At 41.0% G+C, this 19,360-nt stretch carries 13 protein-coding genes; 9 read left to right on the forward strand and 4 right to left on the reverse strand.

Annotated features, from left to right (window positions below; all coding sequences use genetic code 11):
- The 3 genes from HG263_RS22270 to HG263_RS04680 all read left to right on the forward strand — a co-directional run.
- Nucleotides 1–2,651, forward strand: a 2,651-nt coding sequence (locus HG263_RS22270) for an RHS repeat domain-containing protein (RefSeq protein ID WP_171624920.1), incomplete at its 5' end; no start/stop codon positions are given.
- 2 nt (nt 2,652–2,653) lie between these two features.
- Entirely contained in the window at nt 2,654–3,094 is a 441-nt protein-coding gene (locus HG263_RS04675) for a hypothetical protein (RefSeq protein WP_171624921.1), read from the forward strand.
- A 327-nt stretch (nt 3,095–3,421) separates the two neighbouring features.
- Entirely contained in the window at nt 3,422–4,396 is a 975-nt protein-coding gene (locus tag HG263_RS04680; protein ID WP_171624922.1) for a transposase, read from the forward strand.
- A 435-nt stretch (nt 4,397–4,831) separates the two neighbouring features.
- On the opposite strand, the gene HG263_RS04685 is transcribed toward HG263_RS04680, so the two are convergent.
- Nucleotides 4,832–5,653: a M16 family metallopeptidase gene (locus tag HG263_RS04685; protein WP_246239889.1), complete on the reverse strand. Its 822-nt coding sequence runs from the start codon at nt 5,651–5,653 to the stop codon at nt 4,832–4,834.
- Between the two features lie 305 nt (nt 5,654–5,958).
- Between HG263_RS04685 and HG263_RS04690 the strand changes: the two genes are divergently transcribed.
- The 6 genes from HG263_RS04690 to HG263_RS04715 all read left to right on the forward strand — a co-directional run bounded on the left by HG263_RS04690 (nt 5,959) and on the right by HG263_RS04715 (nt 13,757).
- A complete protein-coding gene (locus HG263_RS04690; protein WP_171624923.1) occupies nt 5,959–6,993 on the forward strand; it encodes a phospholipase D-like domain-containing protein in 1,035 nt (344 codons plus the stop codon).
- 322 nt (nt 6,994–7,315) lie between these two features.
- Nucleotides 7,316–8,959 carry an SUMF1/EgtB/PvdO family nonheme iron enzyme gene (locus tag HG263_RS04695; protein ID WP_171624924.1) on the forward strand — a complete coding sequence of 548 codons (1,644 nt, stop codon included), beginning with the start codon at nt 7,316–7,318 and terminating at the stop codon, nt 8,957–8,959.
- 136 nt (nt 8,960–9,095) lie between these two features.
- Nucleotides 9,096–11,057: a winged helix-turn-helix domain-containing protein gene (locus HG263_RS04700; protein WP_171624925.1), complete on the forward strand. Its 1,962-nt coding sequence runs from the start codon at nt 9,096–9,098 to the stop codon at nt 11,055–11,057.
- Nucleotides 11,058–11,418: 361 nt separating this feature from the next.
- A complete protein-coding gene (locus tag HG263_RS04705) occupies nt 11,419–11,928 on the forward strand; it encodes a hypothetical protein (protein WP_171624926.1) in 510 nt (169 codons plus the stop codon).
- A gap of 32 nt (nt 11,929–11,960) precedes the next feature.
- Nucleotides 11,961–12,440 carry a hypothetical protein gene (locus HG263_RS04710; protein WP_171624927.1) on the forward strand — a complete coding sequence of 160 codons (480 nt, stop codon included), beginning with the start codon at nt 11,961–11,963 and terminating at the stop codon, nt 12,438–12,440.
- A gap of 408 nt (nt 12,441–12,848) precedes the next feature.
- Entirely contained in the window at nt 12,849–13,757 is a 909-nt protein-coding gene (locus tag HG263_RS04715; protein WP_171624928.1) for a phytanoyl-CoA dioxygenase family protein, read from the forward strand.
- A 43-nt stretch (nt 13,758–13,800) separates the two neighbouring features.
- On the opposite strand, the gene HG263_RS04720 is transcribed toward HG263_RS04715, so the two are convergent.
- From HG263_RS04720 to HG263_RS04730, 3 genes are all read right to left on the reverse strand, one after another.
- Nucleotides 13,801–15,138, reverse strand: a complete 1,338-nt coding sequence (locus tag HG263_RS04720) for an MFS transporter (protein ID WP_171624929.1) — start codon at nt 15,136–15,138, stop codon at nt 13,801–13,803.
- A gap of 139 nt (nt 15,139–15,277) precedes the next feature.
- Complete coding sequence (locus HG263_RS04725; RefSeq protein WP_171624930.1) at nt 15,278–17,071, reverse strand: DUF4153 domain-containing protein; 1,794 nt, start codon at nt 17,069–17,071, stop codon at nt 15,278–15,280.
- A gap of 97 nt (nt 17,072–17,168) precedes the next feature.
- A complete protein-coding gene (locus tag HG263_RS04730) occupies nt 17,169–19,121 on the reverse strand; it encodes a methyl-accepting chemotaxis protein (RefSeq protein WP_171624931.1) in 1,953 nt (650 codons plus the stop codon).
- Between the last annotated feature and the right edge of the window lie 239 nt (nt 19,122–19,360).

Consider the following 19,360-nt stretch of genomic DNA (forward strand, 5'->3'; position numbering starts at 1 on the left):
CGTGGGAATATCGTTACAATGCATTGGGGCAGCTAAAGTGGCAAAAAGATGCCAATGGTCAAGTGACTTGGATTAACTACGATAATCTAGGCCGTGTGACGCAACGTATTAGCAACGCGCAATCAAGTGCAGCCGAATCAAGGTGCTTTAGTTATGATGAAATGGCTGCAGGCACAAAGTCAGCTGAATGGGTGATGCCAGGTCATGCCTGTACAGGTGGTACAACGGTATATCAGCAAAGCTATGTGTATGATGCGCTGTTGCGTCCTGAGTCGGCGGTGATTGAGACACGTGTTGGCGATGACGTTATCACTCAACAGCAACGCACCTTCTATGACGGTTTAAGTCGTCCTTACTTAAAGCAGCTGAGCAACAACTATGCAGTGGGTTATGAATATAACGCGCAAGGCTTTAGGGTGGCTGAATTTGGCTTGCGTTATAACGAAGAAACCAAGCAGGTAGAAAAAACCGAACTGTCGCGTGTGAGCGCTATGAACTTCCGTGGTCAGCCGACGCAAGTAAGCTACCTAGGGGGTCAAAGCCAAACCTTTAGTTATGATGACTATACCGGTTTGTCATCGGGCATGAGTGCTTCGGGGATCAGTAATACACTGAACGCGAGCGCTTCAGCACTGAGCACAAACTATGTATACAACGCCTTTGGTCAGCTTGATAGTCGTACGATTAGTGGTTTATATGACCAAGACCGTACCGAGTCGTTTGAATATGATGGCTTAAATCGCTTAAAGCAAGCGACCTTTAACTATGGCGGTGCGAGCGTTAACACCTATTACTGCTATGATGCACTGGGTAATATGACTACCAAAGGCAGTACCAGTCAGTGTAGTTCTAATACAGGGCACTTTAGCTATGGAGATGCATCGCGCTCTAAAGGCAATGCGGGTGTACATGCGCTGTATAAAGATAGCCTGACAGGTAAAACCTTTAATTACGATAACAACGGTAATATGACCAATGACGGGTCACGTCATTTAACCTACTCTGGGTTTGATAAAGTGACGCATATTCGCCAAGCGGGGAATATGGAAGTGAACTTCCGTTATGGCGCAGGACACAGCCGTTACTATCGTAAAGATACTTACTTAAATGGCCAAGATGAAGCCACGGGTAAAGTTGACAGCGAAACCTTCTACTATGGTGCATTTGAGCGTATCAGCAAAAACTCAGGTACGGTCTATCAGTACACAATAGGCAACATGCTAGTGACTGAAAACCTCACCACGGGTGAACTGACTCATAAGCTAATGGTTAAAGACCACCAAGGTTCAGTGCTTGCCATCAGTGAAGTGAATGACACGCAAACTGGCGGCACTATTAGTCAAGCATTCCGCTATGACCCGTTTGGTCAGCAGTTTGTAATCACAGCGAATAAGTTTGATGTATTTACAGGCTACCAACGCCAAGGCTTTACAGGCCATGAGATGCTTAATGGCTTGAATATCATCCATATGAACGGGCGTATTTATGACCCGACATTAGGTCGATTCTTACAAGCAGACCCGTTTATTCAGGCGCCGAGTAACTCACAGAGCTATAACCGTTATAGTTATGTGTGGAATAATCCTCTTTCTTATACGGACCCCAGTGGCTACTTTGTTAAATGGATGATGAAGAAAACGGGGACTTGGAACCTGTTAAGAGCGGTAGGAAAGATTCCTGTACTGAACACTATCGCCGTTGTTGCACTTAACTTTATTCCTGGGTGTCAGGGGTGGTGCTCAGCAATGGCCATGGCCGCCTATACAGGTGCTCAAACCTATGCGATGACAGGTAGTTTTGGCGCAGGGTTGCGAGCTGGGGCGATATCTATGGCACAGTCTTGGGCGCTTGGTAAAATAGGCAAAAGTGCAGCGTGGGGTAAAGCGGGTACCGCATCTAATATCTTTGCAAATGCAATGGTTGGTGGTGTTGTATCAGAGCTTCAAGGTGGTAAATTTGGACACGGTTTTGTCGCTGCAGGTGTCACCTCTGCATTTAAGTCAATGTTGAACGACATTGGTGGAGAGAACAGTGCCAATGCCGCTATTGAAAGGGGAGATGTTTCAGCTCTGGAAATGTATAAGCTTCATCGTATAGTTGGCGCTGCAGTAATAGGTGGTACTGCGTCAGTATTATCTGGTGGTAAGTTTGCAAATGGAGCAATATCAGGTGCATTTACTCAGGCGTTTAACGGTGAAGTTAGCAATAAAGTGTCAGCTTGGGATAGGGCTAAGTGGTCTTATGAGCAAAGACTGAAAATGGGGAAATTGAAAGTTGGAGCTGATGCGACAGGAGCATTATTAGCTGGTGAAGGTTCGGCTATTAGAAACTCGTATTTTCCTGACGGTACTTTTGTTGTTGTAGCACATGGGAACCAAGATGGAATAGCACTCGAAATGTATGGTATACCAGTCAGTGATCCTAAACAGATAAAAGGGTGGCTAATTTCTAAGGGTTATAAAGGAGATAAGCCGATATTTCTAAACTCATGCTATTCTGGTGAGAATGGAGTTGCTCAAACAATTGCAGATTTATATCCTGACCAAATGGTAATAGCGCCAAGTTCAGGAATAACGAATTTATCGCTAGGTGGCGGTAACTACTTCGTTGGAGATCGTTCGGCCTATTACAAAGAGTTCAAGGCGAAGTAAAGATGGTAAAAGTGATTATACTTTGGCTCATAACTATATTTTTTACAGCTCCTCTTATGGCTAAAGGTTTAGACGGAATTGATGAGTATATAGATATATCATTAATAGAAACACAAGGTTCTGGAGCGGCCTACATAAAGCTGCCTAAGATATACGAGGACTATGAGTTTTACAGGTTAACTACTATATTGAACAAAACAGGTTCTAGAATGTCAGTAATCAATAATGTTGTCTCTGTAGAAGGCTTTGTTGAATCAGAGCTTTGGTATGACAAGGGAATTGAACACAATATAGAGCTATATGTAGAATATAGAAACTTTTCGGGTTGTAAAAAAAGTGTTAGTGAAAAATATATAGAGGAGCTTAACGCTGTTAAGAAGTGTGAAAAACTATCTAAAACACTGAAGTTAGCTAACGTGGGTAAACACTCAAACGAGAACTAAATGGACTGGAACTAAATGGACAGGCACTCAAGTTTGAAACCTTGAGTGCTTTGCCTAAATAATTAAAATTAAAAAGGACAGTCACTCGAATCAATGGGGTCAGAGTCTGTGCGATCCCCACAATAATCAAAAAGGACAGTCACTCGAATTTGAAAGTTTGAGTGCCTTTTCTATACTTTGAGTTCTTCAAAATCATTTCAATTCTCAGTTCAAGGAGTGAACGATAATAATTAAAAAGGACAGTCACTCGAATTTGAAAGTTTGAGTGACTTTTCTATACTTTGAGTTCTTCAAAATCATTTCAATTCTCAGTTCAAGGAGTGAACGATGGGATTAGCAAGGAAGTGTCAAATCAGCCTATCCGATACTAAGTATTATCATTGTGTTTCGCGTTGTGTTCGCCGTGCGTTTTTGTGTGGCGAAGATAAACTCACTGGCAAATCGTATGAGCATCGACGAGGCTGGGTAGAGGAACGCTTGCTGTTTTTAGCGCAGGTGTTTTGTATTGATGTCTGTGCTTATGCGGTGATGAGTAATCACACTCATATTGTGCTGTATGTAGATGATAAAAAAGCACAAAGATTGAGTGATAGAGCTATTTTACTACGTTGGCGTAAATTGTTTAAAGGCACATTGCTGACACAGAAATACCTACAAGGCGACAAGCTAGATAAGGCTCAACAATTCTTTTTAAATCGTACCATTGCAGATTATCGAGAACGACTGGCGGATATTAGTTGGTTTATGCGTGTGCTAAACGAGCACATAGCCCGTCGTGCCAACAAAGAAGACAAATGTACAGGCCACTTTTGGGAGGGGCGCTTTAAAAGCCAAGCGCTGTTAGACGACGCAGCACTGATGGCCTGCATGGCATACGTAGATTTAAATCCAATACGCGCGAAAATGGCACGGACCCCAGAACAATCAGAACATACCAGCATCAAAAAACGCTGTGAAGCTGCCACATCAGGCAAACAACCTAAACCACTCGCCCGCTTTGTAGGTAGTCCCAGAAAACATATGCCAAAAGGATTACCTTTTGAGCTGAAATCTTACCTTGAGCTGGTTGAACTCACAGGCAAGAGCATTAGAGCAGATAAACGAGGGCACATAGAATCACACCAAGCTCCGATTCTACAGCGTCTCAATATTCAGGCCGAAAACTGGCTAAAACTGACCACCCAATTTGAACGTGTTTTTCATGGTGCCGTAGGCAAAGCACATTCGTTAGATATGTACTGTGAACGCGCACAACATAAACGACGAAGCAGTATAAAAAGCAGTAAAACGCTGTTAACTTAACCTCAATAAGTCAACCTAATCTCCTACACCTCGCTAAGGCATAGACAGTACCAAGCTAACTCTTTAAAAACAGGGAACATACTGTCATTACAATTTATTGGTCAACGTGTCGCTGTAGATAAAGGCGTAAGGCTGTATATGCGAAGCTGCTTAAATGCAATTAAGCAGCTTCAAAATGTGGGAGCTGAAAATGATTATTGAAACGTATAATGATTTTCTGGGGATCGCACAGGGTCAGAGTAATTGATTTAAATTCATATCCCTTGAGAAAACAATCAAGACCCCACCCTTATTTGCTTGTTTTTTTGGTCACCGCCTATCTTGTAATTATCTGATTTAAAGATAGGCAGCTTGATGGCAACAACATGAAAAAGACAGGCAAGTCTGAAATAAACAAGACACCCATCTTTATTTGTTTGCAAAGCCGCTTGCAGTTTAGTTCAGCATAACCACCTCTCCAAGTCCCAATTTATCGAGTCGTTTGGCCTGCGTTTTTGCATCACCTACAACAATATAAATCAGTCTATTAGGGATAATGTGTTGTTGTGCAAGTGTTTGTATCTCTTTGACTGTGAGAGATTCAAGTTGTTCACTCTGTTGCTGAATAAAGTTGTGCGGTAAATTTAAAGCACCAATTTGTTCCAATAAATTCATTTTAGCGCCCAGTGTTTCAAAGCGTCTTGCGTTACTTTTTTTGTAATAGCTTTTGGTTGTTGCTAAATCAGCTTGGCTGAATGTATTTGCGTATTGTTCAACGATATCTTTCGTGAGCATCAGAGATTCAACAGTGACATTGCTGCGTACGTTGGTCTTAATTTCAAATAATGAAGAGCGAGAGGATGCGTTGAATTTAGAACGAATACCATAAGTATAACCTTTGTTTGCTCTCACTTCTTGAGTTAGACGTGAAGCAAAGCCACCGCCACCTAGCATATAGTTCATCACACCAGCTTTAAAGTAATTAGGATCATTTGCCTTTAAAGATGGTTGCCCTATCAGTAATGTTGACTGTTTTGCGCCGGGAATATCGTAAAAATAGACCTGTGCAGAGCTTGGTTTTGTCGGTTCAGGCAGTGCGGGCAGAGTGCTAGATGTAGATTGCCAATCGCGTGTTAATTGAGCCAAAGACTGTTTAATTTGGTTATGCTTAACAGCGCCGGCAACGTAGAGTTTAGCAAGTTGCGGGGCTATGTTTTGTTTATGGTAAGCCTTTAAATCTTCAATAGTTATTTTTGTTAAACTGTCGTCACTTCCCAATACATTGTTTACTAACGGGTGTCCTTTAGGGTAAACAAGTTCAAGTAGTTGCAGGAATTTAAAAGGACAGTCACTCGAATTTGAGAAAGTTACAGAGCAGCTTCCACAATAACTGGATGTGAGAATTTATGATAAAGGTGATACATAACTGTAGGACAGCCTTGTTAAAATGGAACCCAACATCAATATCTCGTCAAGTTGCAACTTTAACAGTTGATTCGCCGTTGTTGTTTTCATAATCTTTTGAACTAGTTACTTAAATTATCAATTGTTACGTAGGTACTTTTAACCTAAAGGACGAAATAATGAACAATCCTCAGTTTGTCATGGATCATCGTGGGTTTAACTTTAGCCATTTGCAAAATCATATCGGCAGCTATGATAAAACGCTTTATATATCAACATTTAACCTTGACCTTGATGACGCTCTAATGGGTTTTATCCGCCATTTTCAACGTGTTGTTATTGTTTTGAATCCAGTGCCTTTTGCTGAGCAATTGGACCGACTCAGTGAGTTTCCAGCAAAGTATGCGCAAAACAACTTTTTCAAATTGATGAACTTGGATGGGGTCGAGGTATATTTTAATCGTTTCTTACACGCTAAGATCATAGGGACCTCTGAGGCAGTATATGTTGGCTCTGCAAACTTTTCATTTCACAGTAAAGACAATATTGAGGCTGGTTTTGTGTCAACGAATGAAGCGCAAAACAACAAGATAATTCAATCTGTTAAGACAACAATTCTGGATACTTCTTTATCGCTCAATGAACTCATCTCTTCTACGAAATATGTCAACAACTCAAACACGGTGCAGCGAGCCATTGATGATCTGCTGCCTATGTACGATAAGTTGGTTGAGTGGATCGCAAAACTGAGAGGCGCGGCAGGTCAATCACACCCAGACAGGGCGGCTCTGTGTATTCGTTACATTGGTATCGTTCAAGAGCAAATTTTAACTATTTCACAGGTCCTTTCTAGAAGGTTTTCGCAAGATAAAATTTACTTAGAAGAGTTACAAATTTCAGCAAAATGGACTCCTAAGCTTTGTCAATGTCAGCAGGAAATCGAGACGCTAGATAAGCAGAGCAAGCAGTTGCAAAACTTGGCAAAAGAGGATGATTTATATGATCAGCTCACTTTAGAGGATTACGAGCGAGTGTATGGGGCGGGAGTTACAGATGGCTACCTTGAGAATAAAGATGCGATTAAAAAAGCATATAAGCAATTTAAAACACTCAATGATGAGATGTTAAAAGAAACAAAAACAGTCAGGAGCTACTTGTACGCCCTTTCTAAGCTTGGAAAGCACTACCGAGCATTCTGTAAAGCGCAAAAATAAGTAATAAGTTGGCTGCAGTAGGCAAACGCCCTGTAGCTATAGTTTTTTCATCGACCTGGCAATGCGATGGCTTTATTACAAACATCTAGTTAATCCCCTGTTTAAGGCACTTTAGGCAAACGCTCAGTGTTTAAAGTGCTGATTTATTCTCTGTATTTTTAAACTGATACTATTTAACACAACTTTAAGTTTATAAAAATCTAAAGTCTTTGATTTTATTGCTTAAATTAGCAAAGATAAATTTTTTAGAAAATTAATAAGATTCAAAACGGTGCGTTATCTACTGTGTATCTAACAACAACACAGTGTTATGGAGCACAAAATGAATAATAAAACTCTTCCAATAATCATGGCTATATGGTGTAGCCAAGTCTTTGCCGGTAGCAAATCAGCTGTATTCTTTGAACCTCCAACTGCAAGCATTCCCGCAGGGAGTTTTATGGCAAAGGATCACACAAATAACGAACGGTACAAGGTAAGTATGATGCCGTTTCAAATGGCAAAATATGAGCTGACGGTAGCCGAGTTTCGCAAATTTGTTAAAGATACCGGCTATCAGGCGCCAACAACGTGCAATCATAAAATTGGGCCTCGTTGGTTTGGCACAGGCGAAAAAGATGGTGCTTGGAATAACAATTTTTTTAATCTTTCAGAATACCATCCAGTAGTCTGTATTGGTATTAAAGGGGCTGAGGATTACGCAGCTTGGTTATCTAAAAAAACCGGTAAGAGATACCAGTTAATGTCAGAAGCGCAGTGGCTTTATGTGATGCGCACAGGTGGGTATGACGAATACGTGTCAGAGCAAGGTAAAAAACGCCATCAGGTATGTGAAATCGCAAATTTAGCGGACAGGCATGCAAAAGCAATGACGGAAAAAATTTATCAGGCTCCTTATACACCGGTGTACCAAATTGAAGACTGTACCGATAGAGAGATTTTGTCTGCCACAGTTGGTTTGTATAAGGCAGACAAATATGGTGTGCATGATTTGCTTGGTAATATTCAAGAAGTGGTTGCTGATTGTTACGTTGATGGCAAGCAAAGGTTTGTACAAGGAGGTGCGGCTGTAAGCACAGAAAACTGCACATCTCGCATCGCTAAGGGCAGCAGCTGGCATTGGGAGGTACCTGATCTGGATAAGCGTGTAGAAATGCCAGTTGATTTCCTTGCTGCAATCGAGGGCTTTCGCTTGGTGATTGATACACAGGGGAAAGAAAAACCTGCACAATTAGGTAGTGCGGAGTTTGTTAAAGGGCTAAGCAAAGCCCAACAGCAAGTAAAAATTGTGCATGCGCAAATAGCTGATTATCCGCATCAAGTGAAGGCGCTCACCATTAAAGATAACGGTACGGAAGTTGTTTTAAATTGGCAAGAAAATACCGCTAATCTAGGTGTAACGTACTCAGTGGTTCGCCGTGATCTTGTAACAAATAGTGAGCAAGTCATTGCCAAATGGATAAGCACAAACCAATTCGTTGATCAGAATCCAATTAAAAATAAGGCTAGATATCAGGTGGTTGCTCACTATGGGGAGCGTGATAGTTTAGCATCAAACACGGTTGATTCTAATGTGCAATATGTTCACGTTTTGCCGACTCGTATTCAAGGCGAGGTGTTTAGTTATGGGGAGAAAGTGACTGTACACAGTTCAGTTTTTGAACCTAAACAAGACTCTATTTATGTGAACGTGCACAATACCAAAGCTGACTATCGTATTTCGGTGAGTAAAGCAGGTAAATATACCCTGCAACCAAGGGTTTTTCACGATGGGAGTACGTTATCCTTTGGTTTGTACTTGAATGATCAATTACTCAAAGAGATCTCAACAAGTGGCGAAAGTGGTTGGCAGACCCCTAACAAGGTTGTTGTGACACTGCCAAAAGGTCAGAATACGCTGTCAATACAGCCAATCGGTGAAAGAACGCAGCTATCACTAAATTGGATTGATTTGAAGAAGCTATAGCGCTGACGTCAATTGCTACGTTAGCCTAACTCGTGATTGAATTCAGCCCTGATTACTGTAATCTTGGGTGGTCTTGGGCTGTTTAAGAGTAGTACTGCCATGTTAATTACAATGATGCACACAGGTTTTCGATAGCATGATCCAGTTTTTAGAATATGAGTTTGATGAATTACAAACTATCTTGTTTAAGGCTGGACAAATCGTACCGCTCAATAGTACTCAATCCAAACTGCTTGCATTATTCATTTTTCATCCAAATAAAGTGCTAAGCAAAGACGATATTTTGGAGCAGGTATGGCAAGGTAAAGTAGTGTCGGAGCAGGTTGTCTTTCAAAACATCAGCCAACTACGTGCGATTTTAGGGGAATCATCAATCAAAACGTTTCCTAAAAAAGGTTACCAATGGCAACTGGCATTGACTCATTCAACATCACCTAATGACATTGAGCGCAAAAAAAGTACTAACACTGATGCTACGAGCGCATTTAAAGCGTCTTTAACCCCCTCTTCAAAGGCTGTTCAAATACCTCAAAGCGATATAGCAGAGCGCGCTAAAAAAACGAACTACATACCGGCTATCGTAGGTGTTTTTTTGCTGATGACTGTTGCGTTCGGTTTATACTGGGTCAAGGGCTATGAGCAGAGTTCGAATTCAATCGCGTCACGGTCGATATCGGATAGCAATATTACGTTAGCTTATATCCCTTTTACTGCCGACAGCCCTCGTCATTTCGCCACTGAACTTGAGCAGTTAAACAATCAGTTTGATTTTGTAAATGTTCATTTTAACATTGACACTCGCAGCTTTATAAACTCGCCATACATGCAATATCAGCAGTTAGGGTTAACAAGAGAGCTCGCTTTTACGGGCGTTTTGAAAAGCAATGGTGATGGCGCGACAGCTAAGCAGCTCCCGTATTTACTTGAGTTAGTTGTGCAAGGTCCGCAAAGAAGCTGGACAAGTTACCTCTACGGAGTGTCTATGCCAGATTTAGTGAGTCAAACCCAAGCGCTGGTAGCTACACTGTCGCACAGCAACTATTTTAATCAAAAAAGAGACTCACTGCTGTCCGCTGAATTAACCTTAATTAATGAGCACTTAGGTGGCTCGTTACATGCTTTACCCACCCTAATTGAACACCTTATTGACGAAAAACGCTTTGATGCAGCCAGCGGTAACATTGACTTGCTGTTGTCGCAAAGTGAACTTACGCATCCACTATATTATGGCTATGGCAAATGGTTAAAGGGGCGTTTACTGCAAGCTAAGCGTGAGCCAGTTAGTGCGCAAAGTTATTTTGAGCAGGCTGATTTATTGTTTTTGGATGCGAATATTTATGATTTGCAGGCTGAGGTGAATAAATCTATTGCAGAGCTTGCACACACTGTGGCGCACACCAAAGAAGACTATGAATTTATTCGTCATCATCTGTACAAAGCGGCTAGTTTAGCGAGGTTAGGTAAAAAGCCTGTTGCAGAGATCCGGGCGTATACTTTACTGTCTATTAAGGCGAGTAAATTTGGCTTTAAAAAAGAGCGCATGGACTACTTGATGCAGGCAAAAACCTTGTTGGCGGAATATCAATTAGACGACTCTCATTATATGCTACCGATGTATCACTTTGCACTGTTTGCTGACACACTTAGTGAGCGAATTAAGTTTTACCACCTTGTACTAGATGCACCGGTCACACCTGATAATTATTGGGTGTTTTTCTCATCAGCAGATGCGCTTTCACAAATCTATTTAAAAGAAGGGCGCTCAGATAAGGCACTTACAGTCATCAAAAAAATAACCGAACCTGCACGTTCTGCGTGGCTACACGCCAAATACTATAGAGAGCTTGCAGACACCGACAAAGCAATTGAGTATGGCAAAACAGCCTTTAATCTTGGCCGTGGACAGCATATCAATTGGCTTAGTCTTAATAGCGCATTATTGCTACTAGAGTTACAGCACAATCAAGGTACAAATCAGAGCCTAGTGCAATACAGAGAATTTATCACCAATCATGCTACTGAGTGGTGGTTAGAATGGCGTAAGGATAGACTAACAAAAGTGGGTATAACAGTTACTGAGCAAATGGCAGGATTGTAGCGTGAACGAACGTGCTGGCCTCTAAAGCTTGGGATATTAAATTTCGCATAAAGCGATTCAATCTGGTGCTGCTCAAATGGGTGTGTCAATTGTAATCAAGTACACAGGTTTCATCTCTATTGGCTTGTGTCGTCTCTTCCATAAACTTGCTGATTCAGGTAACGCAACATCTCAACTTGAGCAGGCACCATGCAAAGTACATATTTTCGATAATATTGAGAGCGTTTGGCCTTTGTCGGCTTGACCACTAATTAAAAAGGATAGTCACTGAATTTAAAGTATGACCCGAAAAAATCTAAGCACAAAGTAGAGATTAGAGGGGGCAGTAATCTGTTTTTAGTATTATTTGCGAGGAAAGTTAATGGGATTTATTTCTTATTATAATAAGAAAACGGTTACTATATCAGCGCTTTTAGTTATGTTAACCACACTTTTAGAATTTATTTTTTGGGACTCTAACAGTGTAGGAATGCTCTCTATGTTTTTTTATTTTAATCTAGTGCTCTGCTTTCTTTTTTCGTTAAGCAAGAATGAGCAGCCCAAAATGATTGATAGTGAAGAATCGGTAAATTATCAAGTTTGTCTTAATTTAATGGTAATTAAAACAGTGGTTTATGTTTTTATTTCCGATCTATTGTATATTCCAGAAAGGTTTTACAGTTTTACTGGAGTCGTGCTTTTGATTGGTATACTTCCAGTGGTAACACTGACATTAAAGACGAGTGAATTTATCACTTCTGAGAGCTGTACCAAAAAAAGCATGCTGATTGCATTATTGGTAATCATTACATTGTTTATGACCGCAATGTATATTTTTAATAAAAGTCAATCATTTTGGATGTTCTTGGCGCCAAGCGATATATATTTTTAACTCTCACAGTAGTAATTAAAAAGGACAGTCACTTGAATTTGGAGAACATAAAAATATTTTTAATAATAGCATCGTGCTTATTTTGTATCTGGTTTGTACGAGTTATTTTTAAGCTTACAAATGAGCGACGAATTATTAAGAAGCTTCTAAGTATATGTGGCTACTCGGATTGGTATAAATTATTAAATGGTCATGAGGTAGTATCAAGCAATGCTGAAGTGGATATTTTAAAAGGTATTGCCAGAGTAGAAAGCATACTAACCCGTGTTTTTTGTACTGTTGATAACGAAGGTATATATGTTCACTTTATGAGGTATCCAGAAAAGCCTGCTTCTGTTATTGATTGGAGCCTCTTGTCTCTTATATCTGTTGGGATGATTGAAACTAAAAGTATCCGCCAGTTCAGTGCTGAATTAACATTTATGGGAAGTAATTTGTTGGTCGTTATTCCTTGGGATGAAAAGTGGGATAAACTGGTTCCTTCAACTGTAGGGCTTGAAAAGTTCAATTAGAGATTGGAATAAAGTGTCAAGAGAACAAAGAGACTTTCGAAGAAAGTTACTTACAAGGTTAAAACGTTTGACCATAGTGTCGATTTTTTTAACTTTTACATGCGCAGTATTGTATGAGTTTTTTGAAGACAGTGCATTGAATGTTATTTCAAGTACATATAAATGTAATTTTAAGTATTCATCAGCCTGAACAATTCGATTGCTTAGCAAAGGTGTAAGTTCTGTGGCGAGTATAACCACCCGATGTTTATGGCGGCCACTTTAGATATTAGACGCCGTAGCTGTTTAGCGGTTATGTTTTAAAAATGTGTTTGTGTTCATGATGGTAACTAAGATCATTGCCTTATATGGTGCTTGCTCTACTATTATTACACTTAATTAATTTTGAATAATATAAGGACGTTATACATGCCTGAAATCTGCCAAAACAAGTTGGACTTTTACAAACAAAATGGCTTTGTAAGATTTGAAAATGGAGTGAATCAAAGCCTATTAGCACGACTGCGAACACTATCTTTAGAGCTAGAGAAATCAGCTCAGCATGAGTTTGCTAATAATGTTGTGCGAGATCAGTTTTACATATCAACAGAATCTGGGGAGCCTAAGCTATTTCGCTATAATGATTTACTTTTTGATGCACCAGAGCTGGTCATAGAGCTACTTAGCACGCCAACAATGATGGCTATTTGCAACTCTTTATGTGGCTTAGGGTGTGTGCCTATGCAGGTAGATATGTTGTACAAATATCCCCATCCACACCCTCATGTGGCGTGGCATCAAGGCGCACCGCATTCTCGCATGTATCCTTATTTAAATGTCGGCGTGTATTTAGATGATGCTGACATAGATGATGGCTGCTTACGTTATGTACCCAATACTCAACACAGTGTTCAAGATATCTACGGACTTTCTAGTACGCATGGCTGGGAGCTTCCAGGTGTCGTGCAACAAAATGCCAGCGCGGGTGATATATTGGTACAAGATATGATGATTTTACATAGCTCTGAACCTAAACGAACAGCGGGTGTGCGCAGAACCATTTACATTGAATTAAGACCTATTGCAGGCATCATCGAAAGTAATGCCCAAAGTAAGGAATGGGCTGAATTAAGAAAGCAGTGGATGGCACATGTGATAAAGGCTGCAAACCCTATAGATGTGCCAACAGGATGGGCTGAGTATTATCAAGAGCCAACAGCAGATTTACACGCTCTTGTTGAGCAAATAAAACAAAGACGCGAGCCGCCGATCCCCGCAGTGTGGGCAATAGATAAGGTTGAACATCCTGATTACCCTGTACGGTCAGACCTACGCTAAGCCTTAAAAACGAGTTGTAGCTCTATGAACAGGGCATGTAAGGTTATTTGCAAGCATCTTGCTCTGTTTCTTCTTGCTTGTTGGGTTCTGCCATTTGTTCATCAGAAAAGATATCGGTATTGATAATATGGCCATCAACAATCAGCATTTGCTCTTGCGCCGTCTTGTCTTCAATACGAGGGTCAAGCGTTGCAGCAAGAGGGGAGCTGGTAATATCTGACGTTGCAGCCACATAGTCTGTAGGCTCTGGTTGCTCATCTTTTTGGCGCGCATTAATGTAGGTTAAAGTTGCGTACATCAACACCGTAAGTACAGCGAATGTAGCGTAGAGCGAGTGGGGGCCAAAATGGGTCATTACCTGAGCTAGGCTTGCAGAGCCGATACAAGCTCCGGCACCAAAAGCAACTAACAAAGCCGACGACACGCCAACTCTATGCTCATCATCAACACGAGAGTTAGCTAATGCAGACGACAATGGATATAAGGTAAAAGCAAACAAACCAAAGCCAAATGTTAGCCAATAGCTCAAGGGGGTTTGTGTTGGCAAGAAAAACAGTCCAAGCGAGATAAGCCCGATCATCAATGCATTGGTGCGCAGGAGAATACTGCGCCTAATTTTGTCGGAGATGATCCCCATAGGCCACTGAGCTAACAATCCTGCAAATATAGTTACCGCCATATACATGGCGATTTCTTCAGCGCTTAGCCCTGCTTGGCTAGCAAAAGTGGGGGCTAGGCCATAAAAGCTGCCATTAATCACACCGGCAAAGCATACCGCTGTTAATGATTGCGGGATAGTTTTGAAAAAGCCTAAAAGACTGACTTGTATTGGCTTTAAAGGCTTTGGGTGGATCCGGCGAGTGATCGAAATTGGTACTATACCAAACGACAGTGCAATACAAATCAAAAACAGTGGTGCATAGCCAAGCTCTGGGAAGTGCGACAGTGCAAACTGCCCCCCTACCATCCCTAAATAAGAGGTTAGCATGTAAAACGAAAATACTCGCCCTCGTTGTTCGGGGGCGGCTTGCTCATTTAGCCAGCTTTCTAGCACCATGTAATTACACATCATGCCTAAACCAACAACAAAACGAAGCATGAGCCAAAAATAGATGTTATCACTAACACCATGGCTGGCAACACAGGCGGTTACTATTGCTGTACAGGCAGCAAACGCTCTAATATGTCCCACCGATTTAATGAGGTGATAACCTAATTTAGAACCTAATAGCAGACCAAGGTAGTAGCACGAGGTAAGCAGACCAATCCAAAACGTTGAGACGTCATGCTGACCAAGGTAGAGTGCTAAATAGGTGGTTAATAAGCCTGTGCCGCCTACCAGAAAAAAATTTGTAAAATAAAGAGAGGGAAATGATTTCATAAAGGCAACTAAATAATTGGCTATATTTTAACGCTGTAAGTGTTTAATAATAGAAGAAATAGCTTAAAACGCCAAGCAATAACTGAAGCGTGGTTGGGGCGGTTTTAAACGCGCCCCATTTAATGTTGTTCAATCAAGGTTAGTAGTCAAACGCCTGAAGGCGAACCCCGTTAACCTTAATACTTTTAAATTTCGAAGGCGCTACCTCAAATGTACCATCTATAAGCATATCGACTAACTCTTGATCGGATAACTCATCACTATGATTGAAGTGCAGTGCGGTGCGACGCCACTGTCCTTGTTCAAGATAAAACAGTGATAAGTCAGAGTAGTTGCTTTGTTTTGAAATAAACACATATTCTGACAGCATATCGTCGTTGAGCTCTACAGGGAGTATCAACAGTTCGGTACTGTTGGCAGCAATTGCTTTGTAGTTAGATAGGTATTCTTGCACTTTTTGTAATAACTCTTTGGGCAGTTCCGTCTCAGTGGGAGTGCCAATTATTTTAAGCGCGCTGGCAATATCAAATTGCTCATTGTCTATATTTTCAAGCTCGGTGTTATCTAGCGCTGCTTTTATTCTTAATCCAAGTTGTGGATACTGCTGAGCATAATGGGCCTCAATTTCAATCAGCGCTTCGGTGCCAGCAACACCAAGCTCATGTGCAAAGTAGTAAACATCAATGTCTTCAACTGCGGTCAGTCCTGCATGGATCCGCGCTAATTGGTTTTGCGCACTTAGGTATTTAAAGTTCAATATAGGTGATTGTGTCAGTAATAACCCTACAGTTAATAACAGGCCTAAGCGGGTGTTAATGGTACCTAAAGAACGGATCCAGTTGAGTTTATCTTTGAAGATACATAGGCTATAACATACTAGGTAAAAAGTCAGAAACGCCCAAATAAAAATGGCCCATAACCGACTCACACTAAGACCATATTGCTCAACTCTCAGCCACAAGCCATAGCCACTAATTGATAGGTATACAGGCAAAATAGCGATGCCAGTGAGCAGGGCCATATTGGCAAGGTGTGCTATTTTGGGGGATGTTTGAGAATCTTGAAATGCTAGATTAAGTGTTAATAAAATCATTAGGGTAAGTACAAATACTAAGTTGCTACCACCATTGTCCCAAAGTGCGTCTAAACCTTGAAATGCAATAGCGACTAAAAAAACTGAACTCAGTAACAATAACAGTGGCAACAATGCAAACGACAAAGTTTGAATAAGGTGATTAGCAGTACTCACTATTTTGTTGCTACTGCGTACTTTGAGAACACCAATGGTATGTGCAAGCGACAAGGTCGGATAAACAAACCAAGGCTCGTAAAATAGCGTTTTGAAAACATGAATATCAATTGCAGCAAATAACTCAGCCCATAACACTACGATTAACCAAACGATTAAGGTAAAGATACTTGCTAGGAGGAGTGTGATGATTAATCTGCATGTATTACCAATTAATTGGGGATAGCTCACTGTCCATTGATCACTTTTTTGCTCGGTGGAAGAGGCAAAAATAAACGTTTTGAAGGTTAACAAAGACATGACTGCCGCAAAACTAAAGCCATGAGAGAGCAAGTCTGGGTATTCTGGGTGTAGCGTTTGCGTGCCTGTATATGCGCCAAGTAAAGCTGCAACAATAGTAAAGGCGATGACGATAGTATAAAAGAGCCTTTTCGTTGTTAGCGTAACACCATAAATCAAAAGTGTCGGGCCAGTTAACAATATTGCATAGCTTGCGAGTATTAATGACGGTGACTGGCTGATTGGCCAATCAAAGCTCAATGCTTGATGTAGAAGTAACAGCCCCAATGCTTGTAACAAAGCACATAACAACAGCCAACTTCGTTGCGTTTGACTATTTTGTTGAATTTCTTGATGACTATTCTCTGACATCGTTTTCTCTTGATCAGACGTGGTAGTTTGCAATGGTTCCATCCTAAAGTTTTATCCCGAATGTTAATCCTTTAATAATTAACGTAAAGTGACTAAGCTCAGCGCGGGAAGCTTAGTCACTGTAAATGAATTAGTCGATATGGAATCGGCCAACCAGCTGATCAAGATTTTTTGCAAGGTCAACCAGAGATTTTGCCCCCTCAGAAAGGCTATCGGAAGCTTGGCTCACCTGGGCGACTGATTCAGTGAGCCCAGCTATTTGATCATGCGTTTGACTGGCAGAAGAGCCTTGCTGCTGTGCATCGTGTGCAATAGTTGTGATGAGCTCTTTGACCTTTGTCACGCTACTGGCGATATTTTCAAATGCCTGATGTGCTTGTTCAGACTGCTCAATGGCCTCATTAGATGCCACTACACTTTCAGTCATTTTGGTTGATACGGAACGAGTTTGGTCGATTAACTTGGTAAGCACTTGCTCTATTTCTTGCGTTGCATCGTGTGAGCGTTGTGCCAAAGTTCTTACCTCATCGGCAACAACGGCAAAGCCCCGACCTTGCTCTCCAGCTCTTGCAGCTTCAATTGCAGCATTTAATGCGAGCAAGTTAGTCTGCTCTGCTATTCCTCTGATCACGCCTAGAATATTTGTGATGTTGTTGCTTTCGCTTTCAAGTTGAGAAATTTCAGCTGCCGAAGCGTCCAAAGAACTATTAAGTTGCGCAACTTGGCTAACCGTATTGCTGATCAAGGTATTACCAGAGTGTGCAAATTTATCCGTTTGAGCAATTTCGTCTAATGACCCTTGGCAGTTATGACTGACATTTTGCGCCATATGGTGAACTGACTCTGTGTTATGAGCCGCTTGATTAGCTGTACCTTGTTGGCTGCGACATTGGCTGCGTATATCTTTGATTTGTGTCTCAAAGTGCTGGGCAGAACTATTTAAGGTATGGGCATTTTGCTGAATATCTTTAACGAGTGCGTTAATTGAGTTTAAGAACTGATTAAACCAGGTGGCCAATTCACTGATCTCATCATTGCCAATCACCTGTAATCGTTTGGATAAGTTACCCTCACCCTGAGCAATATCACGAAGCCCTTCTGATACACGTTCAATTGGAAAAACAATTTTATTCGCCAAAGTAACCGCAATGATGCCGAATATGACTAACATAACCAACGCTATTACGGTGATGCTCCAAGACATGCTGTATGCAGATGAGAGTATTTCGTCTTCATCTATCACTGCAACAAACCGCCAGTTAAGTTTTTTTGAATGATATACCGTGGCATCTACCGTTTTGTTTTTCATCTCGATGCTAATATAAGGTTTATCGCCAGACGCTGCTATTTCTTGATAAAGCGGAACATCAAGGTCTTTGATATTTTTAAAATTATTATCGGGCCGTTTGGGGTCGGCCAAAATGGTTCCCTTACCATCTAACAAGATCAGATAGCCAGTCTCTCCGAGCTTTATATTGCTCACAATATCGGTCAAAGTTGATAGGGTTACATCTAGCGATTGTACTCCAACAAAATTACCATCGTTAAAAATACCTGTTGCGACCGACACCATCGCTTGCCCTGTTACCCCTTGATAGGGTTCGGTAATGACGACTTCTTTTGGCGATGATTTGGCATTTTTGTACCATGGCCGTTTACGAGGGTCATAATTACCCAGTGGCTCAGCAGGGTATTGAATAAACCCACCATATTCAGACCCTAAGTATACAAATAGTAGTTCGGGGTGGGTTTGCCCAAACGCAGTATAAAACTCGAATATTTCGCCTTCTTGAGGTGAGTTTTTAAGCGGTGTCATGGGTTTTTCTGCGCCAAAATATTGGGCAATGTTATCTGGCATACCGCTTACCGATTTATGCTTTGCTAAAAACCGAGCATTGTTTTTCATTTGCTCAAAGAACAGTACAAAAGTATTTTCAATTTGCCGTATTTCACTGCGTGAAAAGTCCAAAAAGCTGTTTAAAGACTCTTCTTTGGTTTTTGAGATACTGACTGTGGATATTGCTAAAATTGGCACGATAACAGTGAGCAAAAAACTGACGATTAGTTTTTGGCGCATTCTCATAAGGTGCTCCTGTAATTAGGCGGTTTGCAGGTGTCCGACGATTGTTATTGTTTAAAATAGTCACCTGACAAAGGGTTGTCATTGAGTATTGTGTACTGTTGCTCTCTGAGGGCGGTATTTTACACTCAGGCATAGGAAATAACTTTTGCACGATAACTAACTATGCTTTCACGCCAAAAAGATATATTTAACGTTTACTACAGTATAGATACAATAACCATTAACGCCCAGTTTCGCTA

Source organism: Pseudoalteromonas caenipelagi (assembly GCF_013140855.1).
Lineage (GTDB): Bacteria > Pseudomonadota > Gammaproteobacteria > Enterobacterales > Alteromonadaceae > Pseudoalteromonas > Pseudoalteromonas caenipelagi.

Excerpts from the sequence above, each read along its gene's own strand:
- HG263_RS04675 (WP_171624921.1), top strand. The coding sequence starts at position 2,654 with ATGGTAAAAGTGATTATACTTTGGCTCATAACTATATTTTTTACAGCT.
- HG263_RS04680 (WP_171624922.1), top strand. The coding sequence starts at position 3,422 with ATGGGATTAGCAAGGAAGTGTCAAATCAGCCTATCCGATACTAAGTAT.
- HG263_RS04690 (WP_171624923.1), top strand. The coding sequence starts at position 5,959 with ATGAACAATCCTCAGTTTGTCATGGATCATCGTGGGTTTAACTTTAGC.
- HG263_RS04695 (WP_171624924.1), top strand. The coding sequence starts at position 7,316 with ATGAATAATAAAACTCTTCCAATAATCATGGCTATATGGTGTAGCCAA.
- HG263_RS04700 (WP_171624925.1), top strand. The coding sequence starts at position 9,096 with ATGATCCAGTTTTTAGAATATGAGTTTGATGAATTACAAACTATCTTG.
- HG263_RS04705 (WP_171624926.1), top strand. The coding sequence starts at position 11,419 with ATGGGATTTATTTCTTATTATAATAAGAAAACGGTTACTATATCAGCG.
- HG263_RS04715 (WP_171624928.1), top strand. The coding sequence starts at position 12,849 with ATGCCTGAAATCTGCCAAAACAAGTTGGACTTTTACAAACAAAATGGC.
- HG263_RS04720 (WP_171624929.1), bottom strand. The coding sequence starts at position 15,138 with ATGAAATCATTTCCCTCTCTTTATTTTACAAATTTTTTTCTGGTAGGC.
- HG263_RS04730 (WP_171624931.1), bottom strand. The coding sequence starts at position 19,121 with ATGAGAATGCGCCAAAAACTAATCGTCAGTTTTTTGCTCACTGTTATC.